Below are 15891 nucleotides of genomic sequence, written 5' to 3' on the forward strand. Positions count from 1 at the left end.
GATCAATCCTGATGTCGTTCATGGAGACTGCGCTCGTCGAGGCTCGTGCGGCCGCCGCGCGCGGTGAGGTGCCCGTCGGGGCTGTGGTCGTGAAGAATGGCGAGGTCATCGCCGCTGCCGGCAACCGTACCATCGCCGACGCCGATCCGACCGCGCATGCCGAGATTCTCGCGCTGCGGCAAGCCGCGGCGAAGCTCGGCACGGAGCGGCTTCTGGACTGCGATCTATACGTGACCTTGGAGCCTTGCGCCATGTGTGCCGGCGCGATCGCGTTGGCAAGGATTCGCCGCATCTATTTCGGCGCGTATGACCCGAAAGGCGGCGCCGTCGACCACGGGCCGCGCCTCTTCACCCAGCCGACGATCCACCACCGCCCGGAAGTCTATGGCGGTTTTGCCGAAAGCGAGGCGGCCGCCCTCCTCCTCGATTTCTTCCGCACGCGGCGCTAACGCCCCTCCCGCCTCGCGAGCAATTGCCAGACCGCGAGGATCCGCGCCCCCGCCGATGCAAAGCAGATAAGCGCAAACGCGATAGCGAGAGTCGCGAAGGCGTGCGGCCAGACGATCATCAGGGCGAAGACCGCGATCGTCTCGGCCCCTTCCGCGATCCCGGCGAGATAGTAGATGCCCTTCTTGCCCTGGAGGTCGGTCGAGAGGCCACGCTTGGCGGCGAGCGCGGCGAAGCCGAGAAAGGTCGCCCCGTTGGCGTAGAAGCTCGCGAGCAGGACGGACGCAGCGAGGGCGTTGCGCGCCGGGTCGTGGAGCGCGAAGGCGAGCGGGATCGCGCCGTAGAATATGAAGTCGAAGACGATGTCGGCATAGGCGCCGAGGTCGGTCGTTCGGGTGCGGCGGGCGATCGCGCCGTCGAGCCCGTCCGCGAGACGGTTCGCGAGGAGACCCGCGAGCGCCAGCCAGAACCAGCCGAGGACGACCCACCCCGCCGCGAGAAGCCCGGCGAGGAGGCCGGCGACGGTCATCGCGTCCGCGCTGATGCCGAGCGGGACGAGGCGCGCGGCCATGCGATCGAGCGGCGGATCGATCAGCGGCCTCAGACGCGTGTCGAACATCGAAAGCCCCCGCTTTTCCTGGCTCGCGCGCGCCCCGCGACCGGCGTCAGCGCCGAAAAAACACGCCGCAACCATACGTCGGGTGCAACAAACTCACCCGTGATCCATTATCCTGTGTCAATGTCCGGAAGCACACGGGAGCGGAATCGGCCCGATGTATCAAAAGGTCACCAACCATATCGAGGTGACGGTGGAGCCGAGCTTTCTGCCGGAACACTCGTCACCCGAGAGATCGCGTTACGTCTGGGCCTATGAAGTCGAGATCCGCAATCTCGGGACGGAAACCGTTCGCCTCAGGAACCGTCACTGGACGATCACCAACGCCCATGGCGAGGTGGAGGAGGTGCGCGGGGCGGGCGTGGTCGGCGAGCAGCCGACGCTCGAGCCCGGTTCAAGTTTCCGTTACACCTCGGGCTGCCCGCTGACGACTCCCTCGGGAATCATGGTCGGCAATTACGAGATGGAGCGGCAGTCCGGCGAGCGCTTCATCGTGGACATCCCCGCCTTCTCGCTCGACCTTCCGGACCACCGGCCGACGGTCAACTGACCGCCGGCGCGGGCCGTTTCGGTCAGAGGCGGCGGTGGCGGGCGCGGGCGCCGCGCTCGATCGCCGCGACGACGAGCTTCTCGAGATCCAGCCGGTCGCGCAGCATCTGGAGGAAGCGAAGCTCCTCCTGCTGGATGCGCAGGTCCGCCGCGGCCACCTCGACGGCGAGGGCGTACGCGGTCTCGTGCAGCTCCTCCGGCGTGCATGTGGCGATGAGGTCGAGCATCGTGTCGAGCCCGTCATCCTCCTGCAGGATCTCGCCGCATGTTTCGGCGAGCGAGACGAGGCGGTCGGAATCGAAATCGCGGAACACCGGGAGCTGCTGGACGATCTCGCCGATGCGCCGCAGCTCGGCATCCGTCATCGTCCGGTCGACGGCGGACATCGTGACCATGGCGAACACCAGGGCTTCGTGATGCGAGATAGGCTGTTCCATTGGAGCTTCCGCGTCGTTTACTGAAATTCGGCCTTTAGCACCCATGCGATGCCCCAGCCAATGCTTTCGAACAAGTCGATGCGGCCGGTTTTTGCCCATCGCTCCCCGCAAAGCGACGCGGCGGCCAAAATAAACGCGGTGGAGGGCTTGCCATCGGTCGCGTCAGGCGCGAGTTCGGGGCCGCACAATGCGAACCCTGTTCAGGATGGAAAGCAGACGATCATGACGGCGACGACCGAGGCGATGGCGAACGACGAGCGCAGTGCGCGACTGGGTGCATTCCAGGAGTTCGCCCAGTCCGCCAAAGCGTGGCCCTTCGAGGAGGCGCGCAAAGTCGTCGCGCGCCTCGCCGGGTCGTCGCGCCCCGTCATCTTCGAGACCGGGTACGGCCCGTCCGGCCTGCCGCACATCGGCACGTTCGGCGAGGTCGCGCGCACGACGATGGTGCGCAACGCCTTCATCGCGCTCACCGGCGGGACGATCCCGACCAGGCTCGTCGCCTTCTCCGACGACATGGACGGGCTGCGCAAGGTGCCGGGGAACCTGCCGAACCAGGCGATGCTCGCCGAGTATCTCGGCCGCCCCCTCACCGAGGTGCCGGACCCGTTCGGCTCGCACGAGAGCTTCGCGCACCACAACAATGCGCGCCTGCGCGGCTTCCTCGATTCGTTCGGCTTCGAGTACGATTTCATGAGCTCGACCGAGACCTATCGCGCCGGCCGGTTCGACGAGGCGCTGCTCGCGACGCTGCGCGCCTACGACGACGTCATGGCGATCATGCTGCCGACGCTCGGGCCGGAGCGGCGGGCGACCTACTCCCCCTTTCTGCCGATCCACCCGAAGACGCGGATCGTGTGCCAGGTGCCGATCCTCGCCCACGACGCGGACGCGGGGACGATCACCTGGAAGGACGAGGACGGGACAACTTACGAGACGCCCGTCACCGGCGGCGCGGCGAAGCTCCAGTGGAAGCCCGACTGGGCGATGCGCTGGTTCGCGCTCGGCGTCGACTACGAGATGGCGGGCAAGGACCTCATCGATTCGGTGCAGCAGTCGAGCCGGATCTGCCGCGCGATCGGCGGCCGCCCGCCCGAGGGCTTCAACTACGAGCTCTTCCTCGACGAGAATGGCGAGAAGATCTCGAAGAGCCGCGGCAACGGCCTCTCGGTGGAGGAGTGGCTCGCCTATGCCGCGCCCGAGAGCCTCGCCCTCTTCATGTACCAGAAGCCGAAGACGGCGAAGCGCCTCTTCTTCGACGTGATCCCGAAGGCGGTCGACGAGTACTACACGTTCGCGGCGAAGTACGCCGAGGAGAGCCCGGACAAGCAGATCGAGAACCCGGTCTGGCACATCTCCGGCGCAGCGGCGAAGGCGGCGACCGTGCCGATCTCGTTCGCGATGCTCCTGAACCTCGTGTCGGCCTCGAACGCGCAGGAGCGGGCGGTGCTGTGGGGCTTCATCTCGCGCTACGCCCCCGGCGCGACGCCCGAGAGCGAGCCCGAGCTCGACAAGCTCGTGACCCACGCCCTCACCTACTACCGGGACTTCGTGCTGCCGGCGAAGACCTATCGCGCGCCGACGGACGTGGAGCGCACCGCGATGGAGGCGCTCGCGGGCCGGCTCGACGGGATGGACGGGGCTTCCGCCGAGGACATCCAGAACGAGGTCTACGCGGTGGGCAAGGAGCATTTCCCGGTGCTGCGGGAATGGTTCGGCGCGCTCTACCAGGTGCTCCTCGGCCAGGAGCAGGGGCCGCGCTTCGGCTCGTTCGTGGCGCTCTACGGTGTCGCCGAAACGCGCGCGATGATCGCCGACGCGCTGGCGCGGGACGTGCCGGCCGCAGGCTGACACGCGAAGGCGGCCCGCAACCGGGCCGCCTTTTTCACATTCACTCCGGCAGGATGCCGTCGAGCGTCCAGTTCGGGCCGACGATGTCGGTCACCGCGAGCTCGCCGAGCGGATTGTCCGCGCGCAGCACGTAGAGAAGCCGCTGCGGCTCGCCGAAATTCGTGAAGGTCACGACGACGTGAAACGTGCCGTCCGTCACCGGCACGTCCGGATCGGGCACGACGCGCAGGTTGGCAATGTCGAAATCCTGGGCGTCGTAGAGAAAATCGAACTCGATCTCAGCCTGCGCGAGGCGGCTCATCACCGAGGGGTCGAAGAAGCGCCCGGCGAGCTGGGGCGTCAGGTAGAGCGGCATCCCCTCGCCCGACAGGAGAGCGGCGTGCGCCGCATAGAGCGCCGAGACCACCGCGACCGCGTCGCGCGGGGTGTGGGCGTCCGCGCTGCGCGGCAGGGCCGACACCGTCACGCCGACGGCGACGAGCGCCGCGGCGACGCCTTTGAAAACCTGAAACAAAATCGTCCGCTCCTACACGACGGCAGGAGCCGACACGCGCCCCGCCGCCCGGGGCCAACACCCCCACTCACGACAAACGCGGGGATCGACCCCGCGCCACGACGGCGCCCCCATGCGGCGGGCGCCGGCCTAGAGGTGGGACGGACGCGGCTAGATGGAAGACCAAAACCTCTCGAGGAACGGCGTGCGACGTTCTTTCCGCGGCATCATCGTCTGCCGCACGTGATCGCGGATCAGGCGGTGGATGAACTCGAGCTTGGTCTCCACCGGCTTGGAGAGGACGAACGGGTAGAGATCCGGCTGCCCCATCGAGCGGTTGATCGCGTTCATCACGACGGTCAGCGGCACCCAGGATTCGATGAGATCCGGGACCGAGCCCTGCGTGTAGGGATCGTAGTGGATGCGCCCCGCCTCGCCCGCGTGCTCGACCTTGAGGCCGAACGTTCCGGCCGTCTCCAGCGAGTCCACGATGTGGCAATAGTGGGCGAACGTCTCGGCGAAATCCTCCCACGGGTGCGCGCTCGCATAGGAGGAGATGTAGTTGTTGGCCCAGTCGATCGGCGGGCCGGCATTGTAGTGCTGCTGGAGGGCGGCGCCGTAGTCGGCGCGCTCGTCGCCGAAGAGGGCGCGGAACTCCTCTTCCTTGCCGGCGTCCGCGACGAGACGATCCCAATAATAGTGGCCGACCTCGTGGCGGAAGTGGCCGACGAGGGTGCGGTAGGGCTCGTTCATCTGCGTGCGCCGCCGCTCGCGCTCCGCGTCGTCGCCTTCGGCGATGTTGATGGTGATGAGGCCGTTCGCGTGCCCGGTGAGGTGCTGCTTCACCGACCCGTCCGGCATCACCTCGTCGGCGAGGAAGGAGAAGGCGAGGCCGCGCTGCTCGTCCTCGGCCTTCGTCGGCATCGGCAGGCGCCAGCGGACGAGCGAATAGAACAGGACGCGCTTCGCCTGCTCGATCGCGCGCCACAGATTGGCCGCGTGCTGGTCGGCGAGGTTCGGGATCACCTTGTTGTGCCGGCAGGCGAGGCAGAGCGTCTCGGGATCGTTCGCCGGCAGCAACCAGTTGCACGCCGAATCGTTGATGTTGGCGCAGAGACGGTAGACATCGCCCTCATCGTCCGGCGCGTGGAAATCCAGGCCGTCGGGGGCGGACAACATTTCGGCGCGGGTCGGCTCGAAGCCGAGATGGGCGTTGCAGTGCACGCAGCGCGTGTTCTCGAAATAGACTTCGTTGCCGCAAGTTTGACAGCTGAATCTTTGCATGGATCACATTCGCCCAATAGGAGGCATGACGCACAGGAACGCGGGATAGGGCCGCTTCGTTCACCGCAGCTTGCTTTGTTGGCGCGAGCCTGCGAAATCCCAAGCAACCGGGTCGGTTCGCCGCCCCAGACAAGATCCCTGAGGGAGGCAACCCATGCGTCTGTCGATCTTCGCCGCCGCGCTCGCGGCCTTCGCCCTGACCGCCAACACCGCCGACGCGCAGACCCGCGTCACCTACAAATCCGCCAAGTCCGGCTCGTCCTACTATCAGATGGGCGTGCAGATCGCCGAAGCCATGAAGGCCGCCGGCGACATCTCCGTCACGATCGAGGAGAGCCAGGGCTCGGTCCAGAACGTGATGGAAGCGGCCGTCCGCGGCGGCGACTATGTGTTCACCGCGCCGCCCGCCCTCGTCGGCGCCGCGCGCGCCGGCAAGGGCCCGTTCGAGGCGCGGCCCAGCCCGAAATTCGCCGAGATCCGCGCCCTCTTCCCGATCCCGTCGCTGACGATGCACTTCGTCGCCCGCGCGGATGAGGGGATCGAGTCGCTCGCCGATCTCGAAGGCAAGACCATCCTCCTCGGCAAGGGCTCCTTCGGCGCCGACGAAGGCGCGAAGTACATGACCCTCTTCGGTCTCGACGGGAAGGTCACCGTCGCCGACGCGGAGCTGTCCAATGCGGTCGGCGCGCTGAAGAACGGCCAGATCGACGCGTTCGTGACCGCCGGCTCCTTCCCGGCCCCGAACGTGATCGAGGCGGCGGCCGGCACCGGCGTCACCGTCATCTCCCTCACCGACGAGCAGGTCGCCGAGACGGGCCGCGCCCGCCTCGTCATCCCCGCCGGCACCTATGCCGGGCAGGACAGCGACATCGTCACCACCTCGCTTCCGGTCGTCGCCTACACCTCCACCGCGATGGACGACGACACCGCCTATGCGCTGACCAAGACCTTCTGGGAGCAGAAGGCCGCGCTCGGCGAGGCGGCGCGCTGGTGGAACGGCGTCGACGCCGCCCTCCTCGACAACATCACCGGCCAGATTCACCCCGGCGCGCTGAAATATTATGACGAGGCCGGCATCGCGGTCCCGGACACGGCGCGCTGATCGGAGACCCCACTTGAGCCACCACACGTCACGGGGCCTCACCGCCCCGACCCCGCCGTCCGCCTCCGCTCGCGACAGGGCCACGCCGCCCGCGACGGCGGCGCGATGACGACGATCGACGGTGTGGTGGCGCCCCTCGAGAGGGCGGGCGCGGCGCGTGGCGTTTGGATCGCGCTCGGCCTTCTCACGATCGGCTTCCACCTCTGGCTCGTGATCTCCGGCCTCACCCCGGCGCTGATCGCGCGGCCGATCCACATGGCGCTGGCGCTCCCCTGGATCGCCCTCTATGGGCGCCGCTTCTCGCTGTCGGGGCTCGTCCTCGCGGCGGCCGGCATCACCGCCTGCCTCTACATCGCGCTGAACAGCCGGGCGCTCGGCGACCAGTACGGGATGCTCTACGGCACGGAGCAATACGTGGTCGCTTTCGTCCTCCTCGGCGTCGTCCTCGAGATGGCGCGGCGGGCGATCGGCTGGCCGCTGCCGCTCGTGGCGCTGATCGCGCTCCTCTACGCCTTCTTCGGCCAGTACATCCCCGGCAATTTCGGCCATGCGGGCCTGCCGACGATGAGCCTCCTCGGCACGCTCGTGATCGCCGAGGGCGGGCTCTGGGGCGAGCTGACGGGCATCTCCGTCGGCGTCGTCGCGGTGTTCGTGATCTTCGGCGCGGTGCTGAACGCGGGCGAGGCCGGGCAAGGCTTCATGAACCTCGCCGCGTCGGCGGCCGGGCGGCTGCGCGGCGGCGCGGCGAAGGTCTCCGTCCTCTCCTCGGCCCTCTTCGGCTCCATCTCGGGCTCGGCTTCGGCCAACGTCGCCTCCACCGGCGCGGTGACGCTACCCGCGATGCGCCGCCTCGGCTATCCGCGCCCGCTCGCCGGCGCGGTCGAGGCCGTCGCCTCCTCCGGCGGCCAGATCATGCCGCCCCTCATGGGCGCGGGCGCGTTCGTGATGGTGGAGCTGACCGGCGTCCCCTACTCGACCATCATGGTCGCAGCCCTGCCGCCCGCGATCCTCTATTTCTTCACCGTCTGGGTCGGGATCGACGCGTTCGCGACGCGCTACCGCCTCGCCGGCCTGCCGGCCGAGGAGCGGCCGTCGGTGCGCGACGTGCTCATCACCTCCGCCTTCTTCCTGGTGCCCTTCACCGTCCTCCTCTTCGGCATGTTCGCGCGCGGCCTCACGCCCCAATATGCCGCGACCTTCGCGACCGCCGCGGGCGCGATCCTCCTCCTCACCGACGGGCGGCTCAGCGTTGACCTCCGCCGCACCTTCCGCCGCTTCGCCAACGCGGCGCTGACGGCGGGCGAGCAGGTCGCGATGATCGCCTCCGTCATCCTGTGCGCCTCCATCGTGGTCGGCGTGCTCGGGATGACCGGGCTCGGCGTGAAGGTCACGTCGCTGATCCTGTCGGGCTCGTCCGGTCTCCTGTGGCCCGCCCTGATCCTCACCGCGATCGCCTGCCTCATCCTCGGCATGGAGGTGCCGACGACAGCGGCCTACGTGATCTGCGTCTCCGTCGCGGGGCCGGCCCTCATCGAGCTCGGCCTCGACCCGCTCCAGGCGCACCTCTTCGTGTTCTGGTACGCGCTCCTCTCCACCATCACCCCGCCCGTGTGCGGCGCGGTCTTCATCGCGGCCGGGATGGTTGAGGCGCCGTGGCTGCGCGTCGCGGGCGCGGCGATGGCGCTCGGCGTCGGCCTCTATATCGTCCCGCTCGCGATGGTCGCGAACCCGGCGCTCATCACGCTCGACGCGACGCCCGTCTTCTCGATCCTCGCCCTCGTGAAGGTCGGGGCGGGGCTCGCGGCCGTCTCCTGGGGGATCATCGCGAAGGGACACCCCGTCGCGCGTGTCGCACTTGTTGTCGTGGGGCTCGGCATCATCTTGATCTCTGTGTGATCCGCACGGGTCGCATGCCCGCCGCTACCCCTTCCAAGTGAGTCCTATGCCGCCCATCGTCGAACTCGTGCTCGGACTCGTGCTGCTGCTCGTCGGCGGCGAGGCGCTCGTCAGGGGCTCCGTCGCCCTCGCCACCCGCCTCGGCGTCTCGCCCCTCGTCATCGGCCTCACCCTCGTCGGCTTCGGCACCTCGATGCCGGAGCTGGTGGCGAGCGTGCAGGCCGCGCTCATCGGCGCGCCGGGCATCGCGATCGGCAACATCGTCGGCTCCAACATCGCGAACATCCTCCTCATCCTCGGCGTCTCCGCGATCCTTCTGCCGATCGCCGCGTCGAGCGCCGTGCTGCGGCGGGACGGGACGGTCCTCCTCGCGGTCAGCATGCTGATGGTCGGCGTCGTGATGTCGGGGACGTTGGAGCGGTGGTTCGGCATCATCCTCATCGTCCTCCTCGGCATCTACACGACGGCGTCCTTCATCCTGGAGGGGCGGCGCAAGAACGGCGCGGCCAAGGAAGAAGTGGTCGTCGCGGAGGAGCCGCAGGGCTGGCCGCGCGGCGTCTTCGCCTCCTCCGCGCTCAGCATCGCGGGCATCCTCGGCGTGGTCTTCGGCGCGGACTTCCTCGTCGATTCCGCCGTGCAGCTCGCCGAGATCGCGGGCATCTCGCAGGCGGTCATCGGCCTCACCATCGTCGCGATCGGCACCTCGCTGCCCGAGCTCGCGACCTCCATCGTCGCCGCCTACCGCAAGCAGGGCGATGTCGCGTTCGGCAACGTGATCGGCTCGAACATCTTCAACATTCTCGGCATCGCCGGCGCGACGGCGGTCGTCTCGCCGATCCCGATCCCGCCCGAGATCGTCGAGTTCGACGTGTGGGTGATGCTGGTCTCGGCCGTCCTCCTCGTGGTCTTCGCGATGACCGGGCGCGGCATCAGCCGGCGCGAGGGCGCGATCCTCGTCGCCTGCTATGGCGGCTATCTCGTGCTGCAATTCTCACCCGCCGCGCGAGCCTTCATCGGCGTCTGAGCGCGTCCATTCGGCCCGCGCGCAAGATTCTTTTGCCCCGACATTGGACAAGACCCCCTGTCCGCGCCTATGTGACCGCCACACTCACAAGCGTATGAAGGGCATTCGGATGGGCTTCCACGTGGCAGTCGTCGGCGCGACGGGCAACGTCGGCCGCGAGATTCTCGACATTTTGGCGGAGCGCGGCTTTCCCGCGGACAAGGTGACGGCGCTGGCCTCGCGCCGCAGCCAGGGCACCGAAGTGTCCTTCGGCGACACCACTCTGAAATGCGAGGCCCTCGAGACTGCCGACTTCTCGACCGTCGACATCTGCCTGATGTCGGCCGGCGGCGATGTCTCGCGCGAATGGGCACCGAAGATCGGCAAGGCCGGCGCGGTGGTGATCGACAATTCGTCGGCCTTCCGCATGGACCCGGACGTGCCGCTCATCGTGCCGGAAGTAAACGCGGACGCGGTGGTCGGCTTCACCAAGAAGAACATCATCGCGAACCCGAACTGCTCGACCGCGCAGCTCGTCGTGGCGCTGAAGCCGATCCACGAGCGCGCGAAGATCAAGCGCGCCGTCGTCGCGACCTACCAGTCGGTCTCCGGCGCCGGCAAGGACGCGATGGACGACCTCTTCGCACAGACCCGCGCGGTGTTCGTCTCCGACTCGGTGGAGTCGAAGAAGTTCCCGAAGCGCATGGCCTTCAACCTCATCCCCCAGATCGACGTCTTCATGGAAGACGGGTCGACGAAGGAGGAGTGGAAGATGGTCGTCGAGACGAAGAAGATCCTCGACCCGAAGATCAAGCTCGTCGCGACCTGCGTGCGCGTGCCGGTGTTCATCTCGCATTCAGAAGCAGTCCACCTCGAGCTCGAGGAGCCGCTGTCGGCCGAAGAGGCGCGGGACATCCTGCGCGAGGCGCCGGGCTGCCTCGTGATCGATAAGCACGAGCCGGGCGGCTACATCACGCCGTACGAGGCGGCCGGCGAGGATGCGACCTATATCAGCCGGATTCGCGAGGATCCGACCGTCGAGAACGGCCTCGCCATGTGGGTCGTCTCCGACAATCTGCGCAAGGGCGCCGCGCTCAACGCGGTGCAGATCGCGGAGCTTCTGGTCAACCGGAAGCTCATCAAGGCGCCCGCCAAGGCCGCCTGAGACGCGTCAAACTGTCGCACGTCAGGATGACGGGAGGGTTGGTAACGCCCAGCCCTCCCGCTCGTCCGGAATCGGCACGATCAGCGTGACATCCGAGAGCGACAACGGCCTGTAGAGATGCGGGAATAGCTGCCCGCCGCGCGACGCTTCCCATTTCAAATCCGCCGCCATCGTCTCGACCGAGCACTGGACGGCAAAAATGCTAGTATTCTCCCGGAAGTGTCGCAGAATTGTTCCGGGAATCTGCGCAGATGTCGACAGATGTACGAATCCGTCGCGCAGATCATCGGCCGATCCGGCGAACGAACGGTCGACCACCATCCGGGCAAGCTCTTCGGCGGTTAAGATTTTATACGTGTGCTCGTGGTCGGTCATACGTCAGGTCCGGCGTCGCTTAGGTGGTTTGTCGGAAAGGCATGCCCAGAGGATAGGCATTCCATCACATCACAACCTGTGTTAAAGCAGCCGCACCGGCAGGTCGATGCGGCCTGCCGCCGTTCCGATTGGTGTCGGCATCCAAGAGTCGCATGATCCGCCGCGTGTCGCGAGCGTGTGGCGTCCCGATTGCATAATTGGAGCACGGGGATTTGGAGGGAGCGAATGCTGTCCCACGAAGAAGTCTGGGCTGCGATCGACACTCTTGCTGAAGGGAACGGCCTTTCGCCGTCCGGGCTCGCGCGCCGGGCCGGATTGGATCCGACGACGTTCAACAAGTCGAAGCGCTTTGCGCCCGACGGCCGCCCGCGCTGGCCGTCGACGGAGTCGATCTCCAAGATCCTGAAGGCGACCGAAACCTCGATCGGCGCGCTGTTCGGCGGCGAATCGCGCGCCGGTGCGGCGGCCGCCGGCATCTCGGTGCCGCTCGTCGGCCAGGCCCATGCCGGGTTCGAGCCGCGCCCGATCGATGGCGGGCCCACCGGGCCCCTGCCGCACCCGCCCCGGATCATCAGCTTCCCCGACCGCCGGCATGAGCCGCTCTACGCGCTCTCCGTCGTCGGCGACTCGATGCAGCCCCTCTACCGCAATGGCGACGTCCTCTTCATCTCCACCAACGCCGTCGCCCGCCCCGGCGACCGCGTTGTCGTGAAGTTGAAGAACAGTGACGTCGTGGTGAAGGTGCTGAAGGACGATTCGGGCGAGAATCTGAGCTTCCACGCCGTCAATCCGGACCATCCGGACGTCTCCTTCTCCACCGAGAGCGTGGAGTGGATGGCGAAGATCGTCTACGCGACCCAATAAGCCGGCGTCCGCGCCCGCACGGCCCGCAGGCGCGAGGCGCTAAGCCTCGCCCTCTTCGCTCGCGTCAGCCGTCGCGGCGGCGCTGAGGTCGGCCTCGCCGTCATCCCCGTCGCCATAGCCGAGAAGGTGGAGCGGGCGCGCGTCGATCCCGCGCTGGTTCGCCCAATGGCAGAGCGCGTCCTCCTGCCCGTGCGTGACCCAGACCGCCTCGGCTTCGGTCTCCACGATCGTGGTGCACAGATCCTCCCAGTCGCCATGGTCGGAGATGACGAGGGGCAGCTCCACGCCGCGCTGGCGCGCCCGCGCGCGCACCCGCATCCAGCCGGACGCGAACCCCGTCACCTGGTCGCCGAAGCTCTGCGCCCACCGGTCCGACAGGGCCGAGGGCGGCGCCATGATGATCTCGCCCGCGAGCGCCTTGCGGTCGACGCCCTTCACCGGCAGCAGCGGACCGAGATCGATCCCCGCCTCGACATAATGGTCGGTCAGGCGCTGGAGCGCGCCATGGAGATAAATCGGCCGGTCGAACCCCACCTCGCGGATCAGCGCCATGACGCGCTGCGCCTTTCCGAGCGCGTAGGCGCCGACGAGGTGCGGCCGCTCCGGAAAGAGACGCGTCGATTCCACGAGCTTCTCGATCTCCCCATGCGCGTCCGGGTGACGGAAGACGGGGAGGCCGAAGGTCGCCTCCGTCACGAAGAGGTCGCAGCGCACGAGCTCGAACGGGGCGCAGGTCGGATCGCCCTGCCGCTTGTAGTCACCGGACACCACCGCGCGCCGCCCGCCCCGCTCCATCAGCACCTGCGCCGAGCCGCGCACGTGGCCCGCCGGGTGGAAGCTGAGCCGCACCCCGCCGACATCGAGCGTCTCGCCATAGGCGGCCGGCTGGCGCGCCCCGGTGAAATTCTCGCCATAGCGCACGGCCATGATGGCGAGCGTCTCGGCCGTCGCGAGCACCTGGCCGTGACCCGGCCGCGCATGGTCGGCGTGGCCGTGCGTGATCACCGCGCGCGGCACGGGGCGCGTCGGGTCGATGTGGAAATCGCCGGGCGGGCAATAGAGGCCCTCCGGCGTCAGCGTGAGGATCGGTTCGAGCGCCATTTGCCCTAATGTAGGGGCCGCCGCGCGCAAGGTCAGCCCGCGACGCGTCCGCCCGCTCCGGCGCCGGCGGCCAGTTCTTCATTGAATTGTCGAACTCGCTGGTTAGGATGCGCCCACTCACGACGCGCGTGGTCCGCTCTCGCCACCCTGTCCGGTCCCGTGAGGTTCGGTGGCTCCGGCTTCGGCCGGCGAGCATTTTTCATCGGGTCGGCCTCGATCCGACCGTCCGTCCCCGGTGCGCCACGCACCAGCCCCGCCACGCGTCAGAAAAACTGCCGATCGGCTCCGTCGGGGAGGCGCGCTCCGCCTCCCCTCGTGTCGCGTCGGCCAACCGCGTGGGCGAACCGCGCAAAGGGAGACCATCCATGACCGAGGCCCGGATAGACAATCGCAACGCCGAACTGGAGCTCGATCGCCAAGTCTATGGCGACGATCCGCTCGGCGACCGGGACACCGATCACTACCGCCAAGAATACATCATGTCGTTCGTGGACAAGTGGGACGAGCTGATCGACTGGACCGCGCGCGCCGAAAGCGAAGGCCAGTTCTTCATCGACATCCTGCGCGCGCGCGGAAAGGAATCGGTGCTCGACGTTGCGACCGGCACCGGCTTCCACTCCGTCAGCCTCACCGAGGCGGGGTTCGGCGTGACCTCCGTCGACGGCTCGGCGGCGATGCTCGCCAAGGCCTTCCAGAACGCCACCTCGCGCGGGCTCATCATGAAGACCGTCCAGGCCGACTGGCGCTGGCTCAACCGCCACATCCAGGGCAAGTACGACGCGATCATCTGCCTCGGCAATTCGTTCACCCACCTCCACGAGGAGCAGGACCGGCGCCGCGCCCTCGCCGAGTTCTACGCCGCGCTGAAGCATGACGGCGTGCTGATCCTCGATCAGCGCAACTATGACCAGATGCTCGACCACGGCTTCTCGACGAAGCACAAATATTATTATTGCGGCGACAAGGTCACCGCCGAGCCCGAGCACATCGACGAGGGTCTGGTCCGGATGGTCTACAGCTTTCCAGACGATTCCAAGTTCACGCTGAACATGTGCCCGATCCGGAAGAACTACGTGCGCCGCCTGCTGCACGAGGCGGGCTTCCAGCGCGTGCGCACCTATGGCGACTTCCAGGAGACCTACCAGGAGAGCGAGCCGGACTTCTTCGTCCACGTCGCCGAGAAGTCGGCGGTGCGGCTGACGAAGTGGGGCGGCGTCGTCGCCGAGGGCGAGACCGACATCCGCGACGTCACCGAGAGCTATTATGACAGCGACGACGCGGACACCTTCTACTCCACCATCTGGGGCGGCGAGGATCTGCATGTCGGCCTCTATGGCGAGACGCGCAACATCCGCGAGGCGAGCGACACCACGGTCGACACCATGGCCGCGATGCTGCCCGATCTCGGCCCCGACGCGCGGGTGATCGACTTCGGCTCGGGGTATGGCGGCGCGATGCGGCGCCTCGTGAAGAAGACCGGCTGCGATGCCGTCTGCCTGAACCTCTCCGCGACGCAGAACGACCGCAACCGCCACCTGATCCGCCGCGCGAACCTCTCGCACAAGATCAGCGTGACGCACGGCGTGTTCGAGAACGTGCCGGAGGAGGATGCGAGCTTCGACGTCGTCTGGAGCCAGGACGCGATCCTGCACTCGGCCGACCGGGCGAAGGTGCTCGAGGAGGCCTATCGCGTGCTGAAGCCGGGCGGGACGCTCATCTTCACCGACCCGTGCCAGGCCGACGAGGTGGCGCCGGGCGTGCTCCAGCCGGTCTACAACCGCCTGCAGCTCAACGATCTCGGCTCAAAGCGCTTCTATCGCGAGGCGGCGGAGGCGGCGGGCTTCCAGACGGTCGCGCAGGAGGACCACACGGCGGACCTCAGGGCGCACTATTCCCGCGTGCTCGAGGAGCTGACGGCGAACAATGCGGCTTTGCGGGACAATGGCGTGTCGGCCGGCTACATCGATTCGATGTCCGTCGGGCTCGATCACTGGGTGAAGGCGGCCGACGCCGGGAATCTCTGGTTCGGCATCAACGTCTTCAAGAAGCCGGCCTGAGGCCGGCGATCCGGGCGGCGCGCACCGGCGCGCCGCCCGGACGAAACGGGGGTCGGCCGATCAGTTCGCGCCGAAGAGGGCGTCGCTCGGATTCGGGGCCGGCTGGGCCTGCTGCATGTTGCGGCGGTAGAGCTGCACGAAGTCGATCGGGTCGATCATCAGCGGCGGGAAGCCGCCATTGCGGACCGCGTCGGCCACGATCTGGCGCGCGAACGGGAAGAGCAGGCGCGGGCCTTCGATCAGCAGGAAGGGCTGGATGTGCTCCGGCTTCATTCCGCCGATGCGCACGATGCCGCAATAGTGGAGCTCGACCTCGAAGGTCACGTCGTCGCCTTCGCCGGCCTTGGCTTCCAGCGTCAGCGTGACTTCATAATCCTGCTTGGAGAGGGCGCGCGCGGTCACGTTCACGCTGATATTGATCCCCGGCGCCGGGTCCTTCTTCTGAAGGGAGAGGGGCGCGCGCGGATTCTCGAAGGACAGGTCCTTCACATATTGCGCGAGGACGCGCACGCTCGGCTGCTGGGCAGCGCCAGCCGCGGCCCCGTCCGTCGTCATGCTGTCGCTCATGATGTGTCCGTCCGTTGATGTTGTTTATGAACTTTGTTCGGGGTCGCTAACACGCCCCCAAATCCCAAACAAGCAAACGGACGCGGC

The 15891-nt window shown here is 67.6% G+C and carries 16 protein-coding genes; 9 read left to right on the forward strand and 7 right to left on the reverse strand.

Features of this window, described 5'->3' with window-relative positions; all coding sequences use genetic code 11:
* The first annotated feature begins 11 nt into the window (after positions 1-11).
* A complete protein-coding gene (gene tadA / locus DBV35_RS13550) occupies positions 12-449 on the forward strand; it encodes a tRNA adenosine(34) deaminase TadA (protein WP_108660862.1) in 438 nt (145 codons plus the stop codon).
* On the opposite strand, the gene DBV35_RS13555 is transcribed toward tadA, so the two are convergent.
* Positions 446-1066: a CDP-alcohol phosphatidyltransferase family protein gene (locus DBV35_RS13555; RefSeq protein WP_108660863.1), complete on the reverse strand. Its 621-nt coding sequence runs from the start codon at positions 1064-1066 to the stop codon at positions 446-448. The genes tadA and DBV35_RS13555 overlap by 4 nt on opposite strands.
* A 154-nt stretch (positions 1067-1220) precedes the next feature.
* Between DBV35_RS13555 and apaG the strand changes: the two genes are divergently transcribed.
* The gene (gene apaG / locus DBV35_RS13560) at positions 1221-1613 is read left to right on the forward strand and encodes a Co2+/Mg2+ efflux protein ApaG (RefSeq protein ID WP_108660864.1); all 393 of its coding nucleotides are present in this window, start codon (positions 1221-1223) and stop codon (positions 1611-1613) included.
* A gap of 22 nt (positions 1614-1635) precedes the next feature.
* Here the strand turns inward: apaG and DBV35_RS13565 are convergent, their stop codons facing one another.
* Positions 1636-2049, reverse strand: a complete 414-nt coding sequence (locus DBV35_RS13565; protein WP_108660865.1) for a tellurite resistance TerB family protein — start codon at positions 2047-2049, stop codon at positions 1636-1638.
* Positions 2050-2292: 243 nt separating this feature from the next.
* Between DBV35_RS13565 and DBV35_RS13570 the strand changes: the two genes are divergently transcribed.
* A complete protein-coding gene (locus tag DBV35_RS13570; RefSeq protein WP_205648746.1) occupies positions 2293-3897 on the forward strand; it encodes a lysine--tRNA ligase in 1605 nt (534 codons plus the stop codon).
* 40 nt (positions 3898-3937) lie between these two features.
* On the opposite strand, the gene DBV35_RS13575 is transcribed toward DBV35_RS13570, so the two are convergent.
* Together DBV35_RS13575 and DBV35_RS13580 are read right to left on the reverse strand one after the other, a co-directional pair.
* Positions 3938-4411, reverse strand: coding sequence for a hypothetical protein (locus DBV35_RS13575; RefSeq protein WP_108660866.1), 474 nt, complete (start codon positions 4409-4411; stop codon positions 3938-3940).
* Positions 4412-4561: 150 nt separating this feature from the next.
* A complete protein-coding gene (locus tag DBV35_RS13580) occupies positions 4562-5674 on the reverse strand; it encodes a zinc-binding metallopeptidase family protein (protein ID WP_108660867.1) in 1113 nt (370 codons plus the stop codon).
* A 154-nt stretch (positions 5675-5828) separates the two neighbouring features.
* Between DBV35_RS13580 and DBV35_RS13585 the strand changes: the two genes are divergently transcribed.
* The 4 genes from DBV35_RS13585 to DBV35_RS13600 all read left to right on the forward strand — a co-directional run bounded on the left by DBV35_RS13585 (position 5829) and on the right by DBV35_RS13600 (position 10840).
* Positions 5829-6776 carry a TAXI family TRAP transporter solute-binding subunit gene (locus tag DBV35_RS13585; protein ID WP_108660868.1) on the forward strand — a complete coding sequence of 316 codons (948 nt, stop codon included), beginning with the start codon at positions 5829-5831 and terminating at the stop codon, positions 6774-6776.
* 105 nt (positions 6777-6881) lie between these two features.
* On the forward strand, positions 6882-8672 hold the full coding sequence (locus tag DBV35_RS13590) for a TRAP transporter permease (RefSeq protein ID WP_108660869.1): 1791 nt from the start codon (positions 6882-6884) through the stop codon (positions 8670-8672).
* A gap of 46 nt (positions 8673-8718) precedes the next feature.
* Positions 8719-9696: a calcium/sodium antiporter gene (locus tag DBV35_RS13595; protein ID WP_108660870.1), complete on the forward strand. Its 978-nt coding sequence runs from the start codon at positions 8719-8721 to the stop codon at positions 9694-9696.
* 109 nt (positions 9697-9805) lie between these two features.
* Entirely contained in the window at positions 9806-10840 is a 1035-nt protein-coding gene (locus DBV35_RS13600) for an aspartate-semialdehyde dehydrogenase (protein ID WP_108660871.1), read from the forward strand.
* A 21-nt stretch (positions 10841-10861) separates the two neighbouring features.
* Here DBV35_RS13600 and DBV35_RS13605 read toward each other — a convergent pair whose 3' ends face one another.
* Positions 10862-11215: a DUF952 domain-containing protein gene (locus DBV35_RS13605; protein WP_108660872.1), complete on the reverse strand. Its 354-nt coding sequence runs from the start codon at positions 11213-11215 to the stop codon at positions 10862-10864.
* Between the two features lie 225 nt (positions 11216-11440).
* Here DBV35_RS13605 and DBV35_RS13610 point away from each other — a divergent pair, with 225 nt between their 5' ends.
* Positions 11441-12079 carry a LexA family transcriptional regulator gene (locus DBV35_RS13610; protein ID WP_108660873.1) on the forward strand — a complete coding sequence of 213 codons (639 nt, stop codon included), beginning with the start codon at positions 11441-11443 and terminating at the stop codon, positions 12077-12079.
* A 39-nt stretch (positions 12080-12118) separates the two neighbouring features.
* Here the strand turns inward: DBV35_RS13610 and DBV35_RS13615 are convergent, their stop codons facing one another.
* Positions 12119-13180, reverse strand: coding sequence for a ligase-associated DNA damage response exonuclease (locus DBV35_RS13615; protein ID WP_108660874.1), 1062 nt, complete (start codon positions 13178-13180; stop codon positions 12119-12121).
* A gap of 365 nt (positions 13181-13545) precedes the next feature.
* Between DBV35_RS13615 and DBV35_RS13620 the strand changes: the two genes are divergently transcribed.
* Positions 13546-15237, forward strand: coding sequence for a glycine/sarcosine N-methyltransferase (locus DBV35_RS13620; protein ID WP_108660875.1), 1692 nt, complete (start codon positions 13546-13548; stop codon positions 15235-15237).
* 60 nt (positions 15238-15297) lie between these two features.
* On the opposite strand, the gene secB is transcribed toward DBV35_RS13620, so the two are convergent.
* Entirely contained in the window at positions 15298-15792 is a 495-nt protein-coding gene (gene secB / locus DBV35_RS13625) for a protein-export chaperone SecB (RefSeq protein WP_108661937.1), read from the reverse strand.
* Positions 15793-15891: the final 99 nt, after the last annotated feature.

It is taken from the genome of Acuticoccus kandeliae (assembly GCF_003073115.1).